The sequence below is a fragment of the Bacillus sp. 11B20 genome, assembly GCF_056098985.1.
In genome coordinates this window covers 40,795-60,107 of sequence record NZ_JBLZWZ010000007.1, presented here as the reverse complement: position 1 = coordinate 60,107, position 19,313 = coordinate 40,795, and the positions used below count along the sequence as shown (strand labels likewise).

The following is a 19,313-nucleotide window of genomic DNA, read 5'->3' as shown; positions in this document are numbered from 1 at the left end:
GTTTATTTGAAAGCTTGAGCTGCTTTTACAGCCTTTTTCCACCCGCTGTATAACGAGTCACGGCTGTCCTCTTCCATTTTAGGGTCAAAGCGCTTGTCAAGATTCCATTGTTTTGCAATGTCTGAACGGTCGTTCCAGAAGCCAACTGCTATTCCCGCAAGATAGGCCGCACCGAGTGCCGTCGTTTCATTAATTTCTGGACGCTCTACTGGTACATCCAGCAAATCACTTTGGAAGCCCATTAAGAAATCATTCTTTACAGCTCCGCCATCTACACGCAAAGTTTTTAATGAGATGTTTGAATCCTTTTCCATCGCATCTAAAACATCCTTCGTTTGATAAGCAAGTGATTCTAACGTTGCACGGACAAAGTGCTCCTTAGAAGTACCGCGTGTTAATCCGAATACAGCGCCTCTGACATCACTGTCCCAGTATGGTGTGCCTAGACCAACGAATGCTGGAACGACATATACGCCCTCTGTTGACTCAACGCGCTCCGCATAGGCTTCGCTGTCTTTTGAGTCTTTAAACATTCTCAGTCCGTCGCGCAGCCACTGAATCGCTGAACCAGCTACGAAAATACTTCCTTCTAAAGCATATTCAACTTTACCGTCAATGCCCCATGCAATTGTCGTTAATAAACCATGATCCGACTTAATTGCTTTTTCCCCTGTATTCATCAACATGAAACATCCTGTACCATACGTGTTCTTCGCCATTCCTTCTTCAAAGCAAGCCTGACCGAATAGTGCAGACTGCTGGTCTCCCGCAGCTCCTGCAATCGGAATATTTCTGCCGAAGAAGTGATAGTCTGTTGTTTCACCATAGATGTGTGAAGATGGTTTCACCTCTGGAAGCATAGAAGCAGGTACGCCAAGGATATCAAGTAATTCTTCATCCCATTTCAGATCGTAAATGTTGAACATTAACGTTCTTGACGCGTTGGAGTAATCTGTGACGTGTGATTGACCGCCTGTCATCTTCCAAATGAGCCATGTATCGATTGTGCCAAACAGCAAGTCGCCATTTTCTGCTTTCTCACGAGCACCTTCTACATTGTCTAAAATCCATTTTACTTTTGTCCCTGAGAAATAAGCATCAATGAGAAGACCTGTTTTATTTCTAAACGTTTCATTGTGTCCTTGCGCTTTTAGCTCTTCACAAATGCCTGACGTTTGTCTAGACTGCCAAACAATTGCATTATAAACAGGTGCGCCTGTATGTTTATCCCAAACAACAGCTGTCTCACGCTGGTTCGTAATGCCGATACCGGCGATTTGATCTGCTTCAATGCCTGATTCAATTAAAGCAGTTGAAATGACGGATAGAACAGAGCTCCAAATTTCATTTGCGTTATGTTCTACCCAGCCTGGGTTCGGAAAATATTGATTAAATTCCTTCTGAGCTGTATGTGCAATTTTGCCTTCTTGATCAAATAAGATCGCTCTTGAGCTTGTTGTCCCTTGATCTAAAGCGAGAATATATTTTTCTTTTGCCATGGTGTTTTCCTCCCCTTACATACTTTCATTTACAGCATTTGTTTGATTTTTCGTAGAGACATAGAGTCCTAACAATACCACAACTAAAATAACGCTTACAATCCAAAAGGCTGGAGTGATGTTCGCTTTAAAGGCTGCATTGTAGAAAACACCGCCAAATGCGCCGCCTAAAATTGGACCAACGACTGGCACCCAAGCATACTTCCAATTCGATGGACCTTTACCTGGAATCGGTAGAATCGCATGAGCAATTCTCGGACCTAAATCACGTGCAGGATTGATTGCATAACCAGTTGTTCCGCCTAATGAAAGACCAATTGCGACAATTAAGAAACCAACTATCAGCGGATTGATTCCGTCTGCGAATTTATTTGCACCAATCGCTAAGATTCCTAGAACCAATACAAATGTACCAATGACTTCACTAAGTACGTTTGCAAAAGTATGCGGAATCGCAGGACCAGTTGAGAATACACCCAGCTTTGCACCTGGATCGTCTGTTGCTTTCCAGTGCGGTAAGTAATGTAAAAAGACAATAATAGCTCCTAATAATGCGCCAAGCATTTGACCGGCAATATACATTGGTACATCAGCCCAAGGAAAACTTCCTTCTAACGCAAGCCCGATTGTCAGTGCAGGATTCAAATGCGCTCCGCTGATTCCACCTGTTGCATAAGCTGCTATGGCTACTGCAAATCCCCATCCGAAAGCGATTACAATCCAGCCGGACTGATATGCGAGCGATTTCTTTAAATTGACTGCCGCACATACACCGCCTCCAAAAATAATAAGCAGCATTGTACCTACGACTTCACCCCAAAATGGTGTCATGAAAATTCCTCCTCTGGTTCAGTTGCCATCCCCTATGAATGTGTAAAAAAGATAAAGAAAAAAGATCCACAACAAACATACTTTACATCAGGGTCATTTGTCACCTAGTAAAGCGCTGTTGTGGATCTCCGTTTCTCCATCACATGATATTAACTTAGTGCTATAGTATCAGAGGATGAAAACGTTGTCAATCAATTTTCACATTTTATCTTTTTCACTTTTGGAACGCTTTCCAAAGGGCTGTATTCGATGTTGTCACAGCTGTAGCACCTGCTTCAAGCGCTCTTTCTACATCTTCTTTTGTACGGATAAACCCGCCTGCAAATATTGGAATCCCAGCTCGCTCGCGCACTTCTGTAATGAGATCCGGCACGACCCCTGGCAATACTTCAATAAAATCTGGGCGATGTTTCCCTACGAACTCCATGCTTTTTTCCATGGCACTTGTATCAAGTAAAAACATTCGCTGAATGGCATATACCTTTTTTTGCTTGGCTTTTACTATGACAGAAGACCTAGTAGAAATAATTCCTGCCGGCTTCATTTCCTGACAAATAAATTCCGTTCCATACTCATCATGTTTGATCCCATGAATGAGATCGACATGGACAAACATTTTTTTATGATGGGCATTTGCCTCATTCATAATGCCCTTTAGCCGGCCTAAATGGACATCAAGTAAGACCCCATATGTAAATGGACTTTTTAAAAATTCCTCAAATTGCTTCATATTGCGAACAGCAGGTAGAATGGGTTGATCATGAAAACTCATATGCCGTCTCCTTCAAAGTGTATTGGTTCAGTCATCTCCTAACAGTAATAGAATCTCTTCTATTTTTCAATACACCTAGTGTATCCAATGCCGATTTTACTTAGCAGCGTATGTGCTTTTTCCATAGAAAAAAGCAGAGAAATCTCTCTGCTATAACTGTGCCATGCTTTCTTTAAGCGTGTTCATAATAAATGAGGCGTCTTCGTCTGTTATATTGAGCGGCGGTGCAAGCTGGGCAACGTTATTATAGCCGGCAACCGTATCACCATTTTTCCCAATGATCAGTCCGCGTTTTTTACATTCTGCAATCAATTGACCGACAACCTGTGGATCAGCTGGTTTTTTGGACTGTTGATCCTGGACAAGCTCAATTCCAAACAGCAGGCCTTTTCCTCTGACATCACCGACAAATGGATGCTCTTTTAACTCTTGCAAACGTTCAAGCATGTCTTGCCCAAGCGTGTCAGACCGTTCTACTAATTTCTCGTTTTCCATGATCTCTAGGTTCGCAAGGGCAACCGCACAGGAAGCAGGGTGTCCGCCAAATGTATTCACATGGCGCAGCCTGTCATACGTATCTTCCCCTGCGTAGGCTTCATAGATTTCTCGTTTCACGCACGTTGCAGAAAGAGGTAAATAGCCGCTTGTGATCCCTTTTGCCATTGTGATGATGTCCGGCTTTACATCTTCATGCATAAAACCAAACCGCTTCCCTGTCCGGCCAAAGCCGCAGATGACTTCATCCACAATGAGAAGCGCCCCATGAGCCTCACAGATGTCTTTAACCTTCTTCAAATACCCTTTTGGCGGCATCAAGATACCGCCGCCTGTAATGATCGGCTCCATAATAACTCCAGCAATGGTCTCACTTAGTTCCCACGTCATCGCTTGATCGATTGCCGCTGCACTTGCCAAAGTTTCTTGATCCTCAGGATGACGATACATATCAGGCGGTGCGACATGGATAAAGCCTTGACCTAATGGTTCATATTTATATTTACGCTGCGCCTGCCCCGTTGCGGCAAGGGCAGCTGCTGTATTGCCGTGATACGACCGATACCTGGAGATGAACTTTGTTCTTATGCTCTCTCCTTTTTGCGCATGATATTGTTTGGCGATCTTAAATGCGGCTTCATTGGCTTCAGAACCGCTGTTAGAAAAGAAGATGACATAGTCCCCTCCAAGCCATTCATTTAGCTTTTCAGCCAATTGAATCGCTGGCACATGACTTTGCGTCAGCGGATAATAAGGCATTGTATTCAGCTGCTTATATGCCGCTTCTGCAAGCTCTTTTCTGCCATAACCGGCATTTACACACCAAAGACCTGACATCCCGTCTAAATAGCGATTCCCATGAATATCTGTCACCCATGCGCCTTCTGCCTCGTGAATAACCATGCTTTCATTTTCCTTGTTTGTCCCTTTCATATGATGCCAGATCAACTGATCATCTTTCGCCTGAAGATTTTGAGCCTGCTCATGTATTTTCATCTTCTCGCCCCCATGTATCCGTTTTCATCACTAAAGAAGCTTAGACTGGTTCAGCAGCACATTGCCTCTCCATTCATTATATGGATGAAAAGGGAGGCATATGAAACTGAAACTAGGCCGCCTGTAAGAGAGAACCAACCGTTACTTTCATTATAAAAAAGGGGCAGGGCTGATTACATTAGACAGATCGTCAACTGATTGAAAAGAACGATAAGACATTCTACTCGTGTGCCTTAGCAAATCTAACAAACCTCGTTAACGGCGATTTCCTTGCAGGAATTCATATGCAAGAATCGCAAATTCAAGCGCCTGTCGTTTCGGGGCCTGCATCATATCCTCGCCAAGCAATGAATGCAGTTTATCTAGTCTATGATAAAGGGTCTGCCTGACAATAAAGAGCTGGCTTGCAGTTTCCTTTTTAGAACCGTTTGTCTGTAAAAAGATATTCAGCGTTTGATAGAGTCTTCCGCTATTTTGCTTATCATATAAAAGCACAGGCTCCAAATACTCTTTCACCATACATTCAAGCAGTCCGCTTTCCTGCATGACAGGCATGAGACGGAGCATATGCAAATCTTGATAAAATGGGCTTTCCACCCGCTGGGGCATCACTTTCTTTAAATGCAGCACTTCTTTGGCTGCTTGAAAGCTTTTTTTCATATGTTGAAACTGCTCACAATATGGACCGATGCCAAAATTGATCACGGTTCCGCGTGGCTGCTCCCGATCATACAATTGTTTGATGTCGCTTGCAGCCTTCTCTGCACGCTCTTTCCAGTCCTCCTTCTTTCTTGTGTTCAATAAAATAAACAAGGTTTGTCCTTGATGCTCATACGGAATCAAATGGAAACCCGCACGCTGAAAGATGGAGCGGCACGATACGAGAAAATATAAATTTCCTGCGATTTCTTCGATTTGATGATGCTTTTGAAAGAGCATCACGACACAGCCGGTTGGCTTTTTCAATCCTTCTGTTTCTTCAAGATGCTCTAATATATCTCTTTCTGTATGCTCTTCTTGGAACCATTTTTGCAGCCATTCGTTCTCTTTGGTCTTCTTCAATTCTTCTGTATAAAGCTCTCTTAGCGTTTGCTGGGCCAGAGCATTTGCTCCTTTATCCATTACGAGCAGTTCAAATTCTGAGAGTGTGTTTGTTTGATGAATGAGCACAAGGTCTGCAAATGTCTGCTTGAGTGCAAGCACTTCTTTTTTGGTCACTTCGTATCCTTTTGGCAAGGAAGCAAACTGTAAATAATTCATGACCATCTCTTCGGTTTGTTTGGAGGAATCACATAAAATAATCGGCTTCCCCTGAACAGGAATGAGTAAAAGAATGCCCCTTACGTGCTGATACACTTGATCCAAAATATCCATCTGCGGATGGGGAGTCAGCAAAAGCTCATTCAGCTTTGATGATAGTGCTTCTAGATCAGCCATCATTTGATACTGGCGTTCAATCATCATCGTATGGAGATGCTGTGTGATGTTGACGAATTTCACTTCTTTTGTAAACAGAATCAGCGGAAAATTTCTTTCTTCTGCATACTCAATCAGTTCTTCCGGCACATCGAATCTGAGCGGAACAAATTCAATACACAAGCCTGCCGCACCAGAATCGATCAACTGTTTTAAAAATGCTTGAAACACATCCAATTGGTCATGGAAGCCTGCGGCTGTTGTTAGTATGAGCTCTCCCCCATTTAACAAATCTTCTACAGCAGGCACTTCTAACACATGCACCCATCTGACCTGCCGAAACAATCCCTTTTCTCCTGCTAACACTTTCGCATGGGCAAAATACTTTGTTTTCAACACATCACTCACTTGAAAATGAACGTCTACATTCATTGATATGTCCCCCTTTGTTTTGCCGCCTATCCCCTATCCCAGAGGGTGCATAGATAAAATCCATAATAAAACTGGTAATGTCACGATGCTTAAAACGGTACTGAGAAATGTCGTGCTTGAGACAAACTCAGGCTTCGTTCGAAATTGTACAGCCATTAGCGTAGTATTTGCTGCTGTCGGCATCGCTGCAACTAAGATCATAATTTGTTTCACTAGATCATCTACCGGTAAAATAAGTGTAAAGCCAAATGCGATGAGTGGTGAGATAAACAGCTTCAGCAATACAGCATAAGAAATGTTGCGATAATCCACTTGCTTAAAAGAAATGACGGCGAGCTGCATACCTAAAATAAGCATAATCGTCGGTATGGCGGCATCTCCCACAAGCTGGACACCCGTCATCACCTCTTTAGGTAGTGAAAAATCCATCAGCTGAAATAATAGACCGAGGAGTGCCCCATATGCAACCGGCATACGCAGCACTTTTTTCAGCACGACCTTTCCATCCCCTGCATCCTCTCCGCCCTTTGCTGCATAATACATACCGATCGTACTCATGACAAGCTGCTGCAGCACCATTAAAACGATAGCAATATCTAAACCAGCTGCTCCGAAGACAAGCAGGACAACAGGCGTGCCGTAATTCCCATTGTTCATAAATGCTGACGACAGAATCATGGCACAATACATTTCCTTCGAATAACCATAGATACGAGATAAAATAAAGACACATAAAACAAGTGAAAGACAAAGTCCGACGACAAAAATAGATAAGTACACATAGTCCATCGACACTTTGTTTTGATAAAAGGTTTCAAACGCAAGAAATGGTGACATTAAATATAAAGACATTGATGAGAGCGTATGTATGTCAAAACCAATGGCCTTCTGCCCAATATACCCGATAAGGAAAATACCGAACACTGGCAGTAAGACAAGTAAAAACTCCATGCTGCACCTACTTTTCTCTAGATGAATTCCTATTTTTTGTTTCCTCATAATCATACCACTGTTAAACAATAAAAAAGAAGCACCCTTATGAAGGTAGCTTCTAATTATTGACAAAGGGCTAAAATGTTCTTTATTTTAGCCCTTTGTCTTCTTTTCAGTGTGATTGAAAACCTTTGCAGTCTAGAAAGGACGAGTACCGAAGCGGAGCGAATTTGACATTCGTGAGCATCGGAGCGCAGGCCTGACACCGAATGCGAGGGTTTGTCTACAAGCTGAAGCGCCCTTATGAAAGGCCGCTTCTCTCCTCATCCAAATAGAACACTTCCCACAAATGACCATCAAGATCCTGAAAGCTCCAACCGTACATGAACCCATGATCCTGCTTTTCCTTAAACGGTGACCCGCCTGCTGCCATCGCCTGCTCCACCAGCTCATCGACCTCTTTTCGTGAATCAACCCGCATAGAGACAATGACCTCGGATCCCTGCCTTGCATCCACCAATTGCTTCTCTGAGATGGTTTGAAAATGCTTATGGGTTAACAGCATAACCGTAATGGTGTCACCAATGACCAAACAAGCTGCCTGATCATTCGTCAGCTGCTCTTGAAAATCAAAACCCAGCTGCTCAAAAAAAGCCTTTGATTCCTTGACATGCTTTACCGGTAAATTGATATACAAATGTTTAGCTTGTCGCCCCATTTTCCTCTCCTTTTTGAACACATGATCTCGTTTCAGTATATTCAGATTTTTCTCGAGCATCCCTTTATCACATGAAAAAATAAGCTTTCCTCCTTCTTTAGCTTTGTTTACAATACTTATGATGAATCTTGAACAGGTGGCAACGAAAGCCTTAGCTCGTCCAGCTGCTATGTCATTTTAAAAAATGTCATCAAAAAGAAGCGCCTTGTGGTAGGCGCTTCCTTTCATTATTTCTTATATTCAATATGGTACACATCTCTTCTTCGGTCTTTGAGCTGACGTACCGTTCCATCTTGCCGCTGTCTTCTTAAAATTTCTAAATCGACATCGCCAACGACAACCATTTCTATATTCGGATTACATTCTCCTACAATCCCATCTCTTGCAAATTCAAAGTCAGATGGGGCAAAAATCGCTGATTGTGCATATTGGACATCCATATTTTCGGTTTGCGGAAGGTTTCCGACAGTTCCAGAGATGACGGTATAAATCTGATTTTCAACCGCTCTAGCCTGTGCACAATAACGCACTCTTAAATAGCCTTGACGGTCTTCTGTACAGAACGGAGTAAAAATAATTTTTGCTCCTTTATCAGCTGCAATCCGAGCCAGCTCAGGAAATTCAATATCGTAGCAAATTTGGATCGCAATTTTACCACAGTCCGTATCAAATACCCGAACCTGATCACCTGCTGAAATCCCCCACCATTTTCTTTCATTCGGTGTGATATGGAGCTTATATTGCTTTTCAATCGTTCCATCACGTCTAAATAAATAGGCGATATTGTAGATTTTACCTTCCTCTTCAACGAAATGGGATCCACCAATGATATTAATGTTGTACTTCACAGAAAGGTCTGTGAACAAATTAATGTAGTCCTCGGTATATTCCGTGATACGCTGCACTGCAAGACTTGGGGAGCGCTCTTCTAAATAAGACATGAGCTGCGTTGTAAAAATTTCTGGGAAGACGGCAAAGTCAGCTGACGCATCTGATGCGACATCAACATAATACTCCACCTGATTCATAAATTCCTCAAAGGAATGAATTTGTTTCATCGCATATTGAATGACGCAAATACGAACTGGGAACGCCGATTTATAATATCTTTTCGATTGCGGACGATAATCGACGTTATTCCATTCCATTAACGTCGCATATGTGCTGGATGCCTTATCATCCGGCAAATAATTCGGATTAATCCGCATGAGGCTGAATTCATTTAACAGCTGAAAAGATAAAACAGGATCATAAATTTGGTGAAGCATGACCTGCTCCACATATTGACGAGGCGTCATTTCCTCTTGGTATTTGTGATAATTCGGGATGCGTCCACCAATAATGATACTTTTTAAATTTAATCTTCTTGCTAAGTCTTTTCTTGCTTCATATAAGCGATGCCCAATTTTCATGCGGCGGTACTCAGGACTAACCATAACCTCAATTCCGTACATATTCATCCCATCTGGATTATGGTTTGTGATGTACCCATCATCTGTGATGTCCTGCCAAGTATGACGGTCATCGTATTCATCAAAGTTAATTAATAAACTTGAACAAGAGCCAATGATTTCTCCCTCAAATTCAGCACAAAACTGCCCTTCTGGGAAATGTTCAAGATGGCTTTCAAGATGCTCTCGTTTCCAAGGGTCCATGCCCGGAAAGCATACCTCCTGTAAGGCAATGATTCGGTCAATATCTTCTTCCCGGATATTACGGATCACCATTCTTTTTTCAAACCGCGTTAAATCGAGTTTTTCTGCCATGATGTTTTTGCCCCCTTACTGATCCTCTTTTTCAAGCTGATGGAATAGCTGGAGCAATTCGATTTCAGCCATGGATTCTAATCTCACATCATATTCTTCAAATTGCAGCGTGCTCGTCACTTTGTTTGGGACGATGACGCATTTCATGCCTGCCCGTTTGGCAGCCACTGATCCATTCACTGAATCCTCAAAAGCCACACAATCCTTTGGCTCTACACCTAAACAGCTTGCGGTTTGCAAATAAAGCTCTGGATGAGGTTTGACTTCTTCCACATCATCTGACGTGCGGATACATTCAAAGTAATCAAAAAGGCCAATTTGCTTCAGGTGATCAGACACCCATTTATAGTCTGAGCTGGAAGCAAGTCCAATCTTGATTCCAAGCTCTTTTGCTGCCTGTAAATAAGCTTCTACGCCAGGTCGTGCTGATTCATCCTTCATTCTCTTTTGAAAACGAGAACGCCGGTCCGCTGTGAGTGCCTCATGATCGAGCGTCTTTCCTAGCTGTTTTTCTAAGTATTCAAACGGCTTAAAGCCTGCCTGCGTCCCGATGACGTTGCCCCAAACGGAAAGAGGCAGCTCTGACTCATGCTCCGCAAACATTTCTTGTAATACTTCATATTCATGTGTTTCTGTATCTAAAATTAATCCGTCAAAATCAAATATAATCGCCTTTACCAACGAGGCCACTCCTTTTTTTTACGAAAGTCTTTAATATGATACTCAATGCTATCATATCGTGAATAAAATTGACTTTCAAAGATGAATGTCTGCTAAAATAATTATGTATAAAAGGAGCCTGTACCATTTTGTCAGGCTCCTACCCGTGTTCGGTTCATTCTGCAAGAGATCCAAGCGCTCCGATTCGTGGAGAAATAGGCAATGTTGAAAAAGAGCGGGTTTGGTATTACAGATCTAAAGGTTTCTCCGTTCCCTTAAAAATAGTATGTGCGGCAGCCTTGTAAGTTAACAAGGAAGTTCACACCAACTTTTACGCATTTTGAAGGCGGCGGCTGGCAAAATCGTCTAAATCAAACGGAAAAGAAAAGCCGCATGCATTGACCTGCTCACGGTTTCGCTCGAATAGCTCGCGATCACACTTTGTAATATGGCGTTTAGGTTTTACAATAATGGTATGTAATAGCTGAAGTCCCGATAAAATACGAAAAGCATCGTCCATCGTTCCGTTATAAACCCCTTCAACAAAGGTTAGCGGGCGTTCTTTTTGACGCGCAGCTGGGTCTTCGCCGACAGCATGGGATAGAAGATCTTCAACATCCTTTGATATTTCTTCAATTGCCTGCTCTTGCAGGTCTGTAGCAGCTTTCATTATTCTCACGTGACATCTACCTCTCTGTCGTTATTTCTCCATTCAGAATAGCACAGAAAAAAAGGCGTTCGCCAAGGTAAGTGTTTCCTATATATACCCAAAGAGAGGAACGGATATTATGAACATTCAAGGACACACGCTCTCGCTAAAAGTAGGTGAGCAGCATCAAGATACTTCACTGAGTCAGTTTTTAAAAACAGCCGTGTCGGCTTCAAAACCGATTATCCATTTTTGGATGGACCATCAAAAAGTACGTTTAAATCAAAAGCCGGCCCATCACGCAGCAAAAGTCAGTTCAGGTGATCACATACTGATCGATTTATTTGAAACGGAAGAAAGTGATGTGACGCCAGAATATGGTGAATTAGAGGTACTATTTGAGGACGAGCACTTATTGATTGTGCAAAAACCCGCTGGACGACCGACGCACCCGAATGAAAAGGGACAAACGGGCACACTGGCAAACCTTGTGGCCTTCCATTTTCAAGCAAATGGCGAGGAAAAGCGAGTGAGACATATTCACAGACTCGATCAAGACACAAGCGGCACGGTCATTTTTGCTAAACACAGATTAGCTCATGCAGTGCTTGATCAAATGCTTTCTAAAAAAACGATCAGCCGAACCTACATCGCCATCGCAGAAGGACTTTTCAAGAAAAAGAAAGGCACTATTGATGCAGCGATTGGCCGTGACAAGCATCATGCCGTCAGACGAAGAATCTCTCCTACTGGTCAAAGTGCTGTCACACACTTTCAGGTCATGGACACCAATAAACGTCTGCAAATGACATCCGTCAAGCTGCAACTTGAGACCGGAAGAACACATCAAATTCGAGTCCATCTTAGCAGTCTCGGGCACCCTTTAGCCGGAGATACACTTTATGGCGGAGCTCGTCATCATATCAACAGATGCGCTCTCCACGCCAAACAAGTAGACATGACACATCCTTTTACAGGTGAGCACCTGAGCATAGAAGCACCGCTTCCTCTAGATATGTCTCAGCTCATGGACGAAATCATCCATTAAAAAAAGAGCCTGCTGATCAAATGCAGGCTCTTTTTATTTAGACAGATGCTCTTTTTGCATAAATAATATACCGCTCTGGTGCATTGCCGACGAAATGAAATGGATAGCATGTCGTTAACACCAGCTCTTCCTTTTTATTCTGTAAAGTAATAATGGAAGTATCATGCTGATCCACGATTTTCGTATGTGTGATTTCATAAACAAACTCACCATACGGCACAGTGATTTTCAGCTGATCCCCAATATTCAGTTCACCTGTTCGGCGAAACACCGTGTCACGATGGCCAGATAGGACGATTTGTCCCTTCTGATCTGGGTAATAACTGCCTTTGTAATGCCCGACTCCTTTGGCAAGATCATCCGCATCTGTCCCTTCGACAATGGGAAGGTCTGCTTTTAATTTCGGAATCGTCAGGATGCCAGAGGCTTTCCCCACATCAGGAGAAAACTGCTTCTTTGACATCCCTTGATCGTCCGCTACCGCTTTCTTTGCATCTTCTAATGATTGTGCCGTTTGAAGGTGCGTAGAGGCGATTTGCCAAATTCCCCAGCCGAGCAAGACAATTCCTGCTGTCATCACAGTAAGTGCAAGCCACTTTTTCATGCTTAAACTCCTTTACCTGTTACATTTCTCTTAGATGATACGGTCATTAGCTTGCTGCTTTTTCTTCTTGTTTTGCTTTTTGAATGCGTCCCTCTTTTTGATACACAATGGAAGCTCCTTCAAAGCTCTTCACAAAAGCGACAGTAGCTTCTAAATCCTCTGGACCTGTTTCAGGATTTTTCCCAAGCCGTCCTATCGGTGCATATTTACTGCCAGTTGCAGTTGCCATAAAATTATTCACCGTGAGTGTATACGTTTGATCGAGCGCAACGGCTGAACCATCTGGAAGCTTTAAGTCGACTACTTTATATGTTACTGGATCATAGGAATATGAAAAGCCTGAAATGCTATAATCTGGTCCAAATTGAGGAGAAATTTGCGCTTCAATGATTTCAGCCAAGTCTTTCCCCTTAATCTCAAGTTTAACTAAAACGTTGCCAAAGGGCTGAATATTAAACAGATCTCCCCACGTAATCGGCCCTTTTTCAAGGTTTTGCCTGATCCCGCCGCCATTCATCATGGCAAAATCACTTTTCATAGAATATCTCATACCATCGGCAATCAAATTACCGAGCGGTGTGTCTCCATCATTTGAATAGCCGCCTTCCATTTTGACACCAGCTTCTCCAACTACCTCACTAATAATCGGCTCAACTTCTTTCCCGTAATGAGCCAAGATGCCGGCTGCTTCCTTGTCCTTTTCAATACCAGACTGGTCTACATACTGGATATTTGCACTCTTTTTGACAATATCCTTCGTTTTGCGGTCAAGTGTTACATTAACTTCGCCAATGGCCTTCCCATATTCAAAGGCTTGAACAATTAATTTCTCATTGACCTCTCCGTTTACGACTTCGTGATTATGCCCTGCAAAGATGACATCAATTTCATCATCGCCTTCTTTGGCAAGCTTCGCACTCTCTCCAGTGATGGTATCTCCATTTTGCGAGGCTGTCATATGAGCTAAAACCGCAATGGCTTTGATCCCTTTTTCTTTTAATTCCTTCGTTGCTTCATTTACGGCTTTAACTTCATCTGTAAACTGAATGTCTTTAATCCCTTCTGGCATGACCATTCCTGCGGCTGACTTTGTCACAACACCGATAAATGCTACAGGGATTCCTTCGACATCCATGATTTCATATGCAGGTAAAAGTGGTTTACCTGTATCCTTGTATTCACAGTTTGCACAAACGAGCGGAAAATTCTGTCCGTCATATTCCTTTGTGCCTTTAGGATGTTCTCCACCATTTATGATACGTAATAGCTCGTCCACCCCTTCATCAAATTCATGGTTGCCGACCGTGCCAACATCAAAGCCAATGTTCTCCATGAGTTCAACCGTTGGTTCATCTTGCAGAAGAGAAGATATTGGAGAGCTGCCGCCAATCATATCTCCAGCATGGACTGTGATCGTATTTTTGTTTGCTGCTTGTTTTTGTTTCATATAAGCCGCCACATAATCCATCCGTCCGTATGTTCCTTTATTGCCATCACCTTTCAGATCCAGTTCGTATTGTTGATCAATTTTCCCGTGTAAATCATTCATGCTTAAAATGGTTAATGGGACTTCCCCAGTTCCTTCTGCCGGCTGATAGCCAGCCTGTTCTGCTTCTTCTTTCGAAGCAAAAAAGATGCGTTTATCTACAGCGATTTCTTTCCAGCTGTCAGGCGATACGTACGTTTTCGCTGATGAATCACCGACGTAACGTGTCAGTCCTTTTTTCTGTTCACGTGCTCTAAATTCAAACGGCTGTTCCAGCAGCGGATCTGCTTCATTCCAAATGCCAAGCCCTTTTTCTTTCGCCTCTTTGACAGCTTTTTGGAACGTCTGATAATCCTTTTCATCTCCAACCGGCCAGATGAAATACGTAGGAGCATATCCTTTTTTCACAAGCTCTAAATTCGTATTGACCCCTTTTTTGGTTTTCACTTGAGCTAAAAGACGTCCATAGCCGTCCTTCGCTTCTGGACCAATCTTTAATGTGACTTTATCTCCGCTTGAAAGAAGTGTGTTTAAATAGTCCGCCGCCTTCTGTCCAAAACGCAGCTGGTTTTGATCTAATTCATTTTTTGGCTTATGGTACGTTTCCGGCGTGTCCATATTCACAAAGCGCACCTTTGTTGTACCAAGCACAGGCTTCTTTAAATGAATCGTATCTCCATCCACCACCCGGTCAACCGTTGCCTCGTATTCTTTCTTGATTTTTGGCGGCTTTGGCTGGCGTTTCAGCAGGCTGACATCACCCTTCTGTCGTGGAAGCACCTGCAGCGAATCATACCTGCTTAACACTCCTGTAAACTCATACCATTTCCCTGTCTTCACTTCATCAATGGCACTTGTATCCACCATCACTCTAAGGGTGGTGCTGTGATATTTTTTATCAATGATCACCACATTGTATCCACCGCCAGCCGGCTGCTCTGGTTTTGATTCAACATAGCCCTTGACCTTCACAAGTTTTCCTTCATGTTTACGTGCCTGATCCGTTTCTAGTTGTTTCACGGAGACTCGCTTCGGCTTTGGCAAGGTTTGATTCACACCATCGATCTTCAGGCGGTCTCGATCCGGCACAATTTCAATCAGTCCTTTATAAGACGTGATCTTCCCCGATACTGTCACCTTCATGCCCGCTTTTAGTTCTGGGAAGTTGTCAGGCTGTGCTGAATATATATTGATTCCAGCTGATTTGTCTTGAATGTACGTTGACAGTTTCCCATTGCCTATAGCCGATTGATCTGCTGTCACAATTCCGCTCACTGTCACTGTCTCTCCGATTAGCTGACGGGCTTTTTTAATTTTCATTGGTTTCTTTTGGTTCCATACCGTTTCCTTCTTTTCAGACGCACTGGCTTGTTCTGCTGTGATCATGCCAGGCAGTAAGGATTGCAGACTAAAAATCACCAAAACCAAACAGCAGATCATTCGAATGGATAGAACACGTTTCATTAGACATCTCCCCTTCCGAGCTTCATCTCTCATAGTGTACTAAGTAAATATTGATGGTAGATGGATTTCTTGTAAATCTTATGTCTGCTAGCTCATTGGAAACGTAATAATCACCCGTGTCCCCTCAAAGCTTTTGCTTTCAAAACGAATGCTGCCGCCATGGCTTTCAATTATTTTAATCGTCATCATTAAACCAAGGCCAGTCCCTTTTTCTTTCGTTGTATAAAAAGGTTCACCCAGTTTCCCTATTTCGTCTTCTGGTATGCCCTTACCTTGGTCTTCAAAGATCAGCATCATCTGATTATGTTCCAATACGGATGTGACCTGAATAACACCTGTCACACCATCCATCGCTTCAATACCGTTTTTAAGAATGTTTAAGAAAACTTGTTTCAGTTCATTCGGTATACCTTGAATGTTTGGCAGCGACGGAGACAAATTCTTTTGAATAGACACGCCTTTTAAAACCGCTTGTGATTCAACGACCATGATCACTTCTTCGAGCAGAAGATTGACTTGTACCGGCTCAAATTTCACCGATTTGCTTCTAGAGAGCACAAGGAATTCATTAATAATGGCTTCAAGCCGATTAAATTCAGACATCATCACATCTGCATAATCCTTCTGATATTTCTTACTTTGAATCATCAGCTGTAAAAATCCCTTTAACGACGTCAGCGGGTTCCTTATCTCATGGGCGATGCCGGCTGCAAGCTGACCTACTGCGGACAGCATCTCTGACTTCATTAGCATCTTCTCTGACTGCTTTTGATTCGTAATATCCTCTGAAATCCGCATCACGGTAGACTGCATTTTGTCAGGATCATCAATTCGATGTAAAGAGACCCTCTCCCATCGTTCACGACCTGATAAATCCTGAAAGTACAGCTCACCTGTCCAGCTGCCTTCTTTTAAACAAACGTCCCATTGCTTTTCTAAATCATCACATTGACACAGAGAATGGTAGACAGAAAAGATATCTTTGCCGATCAGGTCATATTCATGCTGCTGCACAAACTGGCAAAAACGCTGATTCACGCATTGGATGACCCCTTCCTCAGTTGCAACAACAATATGGATATGGCTATTATCCAGTGCTGTTACCGCTAGATGAAGTGACTGTTTGATTTTTGTCATTTCCGTCATTTTAATCCACGTCATCACCGCTCCCTCATGATCTTGGTCAAGGATAGGTGTGATGTGAACGGTGAATTGTTCTCCTTCATTCGTTTCAATTTCTCGTTCGATGACGCGCTTATCCGAGATAACGGATTGTATGTCATGATAGAGCGTTTCCTGCGTAAGTTTCTTAGCCATCGACTGAAAGGATTGCTGGTGCCTTATTTGAGCTGAAGTAAATAAAGAGGCAGCTGTAGGAGTGTAGTAGCGAATATTCATGTCTCGGTCCACAAACAACGTCGTAAGCTCCGGCTTGACAGAAGGTCTATACAGTTCTTCCCTTGTTACCCTTAAGTTGTTTATGATATTAATAAAATGATCGTGTTTTTTCTCAAGCTCCGCTATTTGCGTGTTTTTCGCTTTTAATTGAGCCCTTGCCTCCTGCTCTTTTTGTTTGACTTCATTTAGTTCATTTTCTAAGTCGACAATACGCTGTTGATAGACTGAATTCTGATCTGACATCCCATTTTCCCTGCTGTTCTTTTGATTTTTTCCTCTCTCATTCATTCGAATAAGAATGACGTATACTCCTTTAAAACGGCGATCAAAACTCTTTACAGTAAAATCCGCATACTGCTTTTTTCCTTTTTCCGAAATGAGAACATGCTGAAACACAACCTCTGTCTCGTCAGTCCATACCTTTTGAAAGGTTTGACTTAACATCTCTTTCAAATATTTAGGTGTCACATATTCGCATGATTGATCTGACACTTCTACATGGTCTAAGAAAGAATAGGCCCCATTTGACATTGCCAGGATCTTGTTACAATCATTAATGACTATACATGCATCATAATCCTCGCTTACATCCTTCATATATTGTGCAGCTCGTTTTTTTAACTCGGCATCACGAGCGTCATGTACCCAAGGGACACTAGGTGCAGGAACGTTGGAATGGGTGTAAATGTTCCACTTCTCATTGAACAATTGAAACAATCGAGGGATATTGGGGACAGTTTCATTTGGCCCTAAAATCAACACCCCTTGATCTTTTAAAGCATATTGGAATCGGGATAATACTCGTTTTTGCACTTCTGGCTCAAAGTACATCAGAACATTTCGGCAACTGATAAAATCGAGGTGGATAAATGGTGAATCAATCAATAAATTGTGAGGAGCAAAAACAATATGTTTTCTAAGCGACTGCTTCACAATAAAAGCGTCACCTTTCTTTTCGAAATATCGCGCCCGCCATTTTTCCGGTATGCTTGCCATAGATTCTCTCGAATAAAGACCTTTACTAGCTATTTGAATGGCTTTTCGGTTGATATCTGTCGCAAAGACTTGAAGTTCAATGGACACATCTCTTCGCTTCATTTCTTCTAAAAATAAAATTGTAAAAGAATAAGCTTCTTCCCCTGTCGAACATCCCGCAATCCAAATTCGGCATCGAGATTTCCCGTTGTTCATTGAATGGTCAATGATTGACGGTATCACCTTCTGTTCACATACTCGCAAAGCCTCCGTATCTCTAAAGAAAGTAGTCGTGCCGCTTAGGAGCTGAGCGTGCAGGCGATCAAGCTCATCTGGTTCTCTTTCTAATAAACGATCGTACTCTGATAATAATGACATCGGCTCGTTTGCAGTGCGCATACGCTTTTGAATGACAGAAAGCAGCCTTTTCTTTTCATAGGCTGAAAAGGCAATCCCTTTATACATTTCAAGACGTTCAATGATTCTTAGTAAAGCTGGATCCATCTCATCAGCATGCGGAACATTGATGATATTGGCCATATATGCCGCAAGAGTGGATGGATTTTTGAATGTGTGATGATACATACTGTCAAAACCACTCTCTACCTCACTGCACGATAAGGCTGTACCGCCTTGCTCAACCAACTGAAGCAACCCACTTCCCACACAATGACCTTTTTGAAAAAAGATCGCAAATGCCTCTTCCTTTTGAACACTGGCAAGTGACTTAAAAAGCGAGTTGACAGAGCATGCCTTGTTTGTTGGCAGCTGCTCAGATACATGAAGCCGGTGATCTTCCGTTAACGTCACAGCTGCATGCTGCGGACAAAAATAGATCGTCTTTTTCATGACTTTCTCACCATGTTTAATCGTTTTTGCCCGGTAGCCAATCGGTAAAACAAGTGCTTCCAAATCTGTTATACAATCGCCTGTCACATGATTTTGCACAACAATAAAAGAGGCATTTAAATCATGTGGTAATGATTGAAAAAAAGCCTCAAGATGATGCTGTTCAAACGGCGAAACACCGATGCCGATCACTGGTGTCTGCACATGTTCGTCTTCTATCAAACGATTAATGATTTTGTCCTGCATCTGGTACCCCCATGTTCATTCGTCTGATACTTTTTTTCGACAAAAAGAAAGAAAACCCTCTAATTGTAAATAATGT

General features: G+C 42.5%; 14 protein-coding genes. 1 reads left to right on the top strand and 13 read right to left on the bottom strand.

The features are described from left to right. Window positions 1-2 precede the first annotated feature (2 nt). The 10 genes from glpK to ACN6NB_RS04465 all read right to left on the bottom strand — a co-directional run bounded on the left by glpK (window position 3) and on the right by ACN6NB_RS04465 (window position 11,197). The gene (glpK, locus tag ACN6NB_RS04510; RefSeq protein WP_039177444.1) at window positions 3-1,499 is read right to left on the bottom strand and encodes a glycerol kinase GlpK; all 1,497 of its coding nucleotides are present in this window, start codon (window positions 1,497-1,499) and stop codon (window positions 3-5) included. Between the two features lie 15 nt (window positions 1,500-1,514). Beyond that, on the bottom strand, window positions 1,515-2,330 hold the full coding sequence (locus tag ACN6NB_RS04505) for an MIP/aquaporin family protein (protein WP_039177442.1): 816 nt from the start codon (window positions 2,328-2,330) through the stop codon (window positions 1,515-1,517). Window positions 2,331-2,544: 214 nt separating this feature from the next. Beyond that, a complete protein-coding gene (locus ACN6NB_RS04500; protein ID WP_024425304.1) occupies window positions 2,545-3,102 on the bottom strand; it encodes a glycerol-3-phosphate responsive antiterminator in 558 nt (185 codons plus the stop codon). A 150-nt stretch (window positions 3,103-3,252) separates the two neighbouring features. Continuing rightward, the gene (locus tag ACN6NB_RS04495; protein WP_474253252.1) at window positions 3,253-4,593 is read right to left on the bottom strand and encodes an aminotransferase; all 1,341 of its coding nucleotides are present in this window, start codon (window positions 4,591-4,593) and stop codon (window positions 3,253-3,255) included. Window positions 4,594-4,848: 255 nt separating this feature from the next. Next, on the bottom strand, window positions 4,849-6,441 hold the full coding sequence (locus ACN6NB_RS04490; protein WP_474253251.1) for a PucR family transcriptional regulator: 1,593 nt from the start codon (window positions 6,439-6,441) through the stop codon (window positions 4,849-4,851). A 33-nt stretch (window positions 6,442-6,474) separates the two neighbouring features. Then, on the bottom strand, window positions 6,475-7,392 hold the full coding sequence (locus tag ACN6NB_RS04485) for an AEC family transporter (RefSeq protein WP_106025337.1): 918 nt from the start codon (window positions 7,390-7,392) through the stop codon (window positions 6,475-6,477). 283 nt (window positions 7,393-7,675) lie between these two features. Beyond that, on the bottom strand, window positions 7,676-8,092 hold the full coding sequence (locus ACN6NB_RS04480; protein WP_024425308.1) for a VOC family protein: 417 nt from the start codon (window positions 8,090-8,092) through the stop codon (window positions 7,676-7,678). 227 nt (window positions 8,093-8,319) lie between these two features. Next, window positions 8,320-9,858 (bottom strand): bifunctional GNAT family N-acetyltransferase/carbon-nitrogen hydrolase family protein, encoded by a 1,539-nt coding sequence (locus ACN6NB_RS04475; RefSeq protein ID WP_012009394.1) that lies wholly within the window; start codon window positions 9,856-9,858, stop codon window positions 8,320-8,322. Window positions 9,859-9,873: 15 nt separating this feature from the next. After that, window positions 9,874-10,539, bottom strand: a complete 666-nt coding sequence (locus ACN6NB_RS04470) for an HAD family hydrolase (protein WP_041089572.1) — start codon at window positions 10,537-10,539, stop codon at window positions 9,874-9,876. 310 nt (window positions 10,540-10,849) lie between these two features. Beyond that, the gene (locus ACN6NB_RS04465) at window positions 10,850-11,197 is read right to left on the bottom strand and encodes a DUF5365 family protein (protein WP_041089569.1); all 348 of its coding nucleotides are present in this window, start codon (window positions 11,195-11,197) and stop codon (window positions 10,850-10,852) included. Between the two features lie 109 nt (window positions 11,198-11,306). Between ACN6NB_RS04465 and ACN6NB_RS04460 the strand changes: the two genes are divergently transcribed. Beyond that, window positions 11,307-12,215, top strand: a complete 909-nt coding sequence (locus ACN6NB_RS04460; RefSeq protein ID WP_064498235.1) for an RluA family pseudouridine synthase — start codon at window positions 11,307-11,309, stop codon at window positions 12,213-12,215. A gap of 37 nt (window positions 12,216-12,252) precedes the next feature. On the opposite strand, the gene ACN6NB_RS04455 is transcribed toward ACN6NB_RS04460, so the two are convergent. The 3 genes from ACN6NB_RS04455 to ACN6NB_RS04445 all read right to left on the bottom strand — a co-directional run bounded on the left by ACN6NB_RS04455 (window position 12,253) and on the right by ACN6NB_RS04445 (window position 19,237). Continuing rightward, on the bottom strand, window positions 12,253-12,819 hold the full coding sequence (locus tag ACN6NB_RS04455) for a class D sortase (protein ID WP_041089565.1): 567 nt from the start codon (window positions 12,817-12,819) through the stop codon (window positions 12,253-12,255). Window positions 12,820-12,865: 46 nt separating this feature from the next. Next, window positions 12,866-15,769, bottom strand: a complete 2,904-nt coding sequence (locus ACN6NB_RS04450) for a 5'-nucleotidase C-terminal domain-containing protein (RefSeq protein WP_474253250.1) — start codon at window positions 15,767-15,769, stop codon at window positions 12,866-12,868. A gap of 87 nt (window positions 15,770-15,856) precedes the next feature. After that, window positions 15,857-19,237, bottom strand: coding sequence for a CheR family methyltransferase (locus tag ACN6NB_RS04445; protein WP_260775616.1), 3,381 nt, complete (start codon window positions 19,235-19,237; stop codon window positions 15,857-15,859). Window positions 19,238-19,313 lie beyond the last annotated feature (76 nt).

Bases quoted from the DNA above. Each gene is read 5' to 3' on its own strand.
- ACN6NB_RS04450 (WP_474253250.1), bottom strand. From the start codon at position 15,769: ATGAAACGTGTTCTATCCATTCGAATGATCTGCTGTTTGGTTTTGGTG.
- ACN6NB_RS04500 (WP_024425304.1), bottom strand. From the start codon at position 3,102: ATGAGTTTTCATGATCAACCCATTCTACCTGCTGTTCGCAATATGAAG.
- ACN6NB_RS04505 (WP_039177442.1), bottom strand. From the start codon at position 2,330: ATGACACCATTTTGGGGTGAAGTCGTAGGTACAATGCTGCTTATTATT.
- ACN6NB_RS04480 (WP_024425308.1), bottom strand. From the start codon at position 8,092: ATGGGGCGACAAGCTAAACATTTGTATATCAATTTACCGGTAAAGCAT.
- ACN6NB_RS04455 (WP_041089565.1), bottom strand. From the start codon at position 12,819: ATGAAAAAGTGGCTTGCACTTACTGTGATGACAGCAGGAATTGTCTTG.
- ACN6NB_RS04475 (WP_012009394.1), bottom strand. From the start codon at position 9,858: ATGGCAGAAAAACTCGATTTAACGCGGTTTGAAAAAAGAATGGTGATC.
- ACN6NB_RS04490 (WP_474253251.1), bottom strand. From the start codon at position 6,441: ATGAATGTAGACGTTCATTTTCAAGTGAGTGATGTGTTGAAAACAAAG.
- ACN6NB_RS04485 (WP_106025337.1), bottom strand. From the start codon at position 7,392: ATGGAGTTTTTACTTGTCTTACTGCCAGTGTTCGGTATTTTCCTTATC.
- ACN6NB_RS04495 (WP_474253252.1), bottom strand. From the start codon at position 4,593: ATGAAAATACATGAGCAGGCTCAAAATCTTCAGGCGAAAGATGATCAG.
- glpK (WP_039177444.1), bottom strand. From the start codon at position 1,499: ATGGCAAAAGAAAAATATATTCTCGCTTTAGATCAAGGGACAACAAGC.
- ACN6NB_RS04445 (WP_260775616.1), bottom strand. From the start codon at position 19,237: ATGCAGGACAAAATCATTAATCGTTTGATAGAAGACGAACATGTGCAG.
- ACN6NB_RS04460 (WP_064498235.1), top strand. From the start codon at position 11,307: ATGAACATTCAAGGACACACGCTCTCGCTAAAAGTAGGTGAGCAGCAT.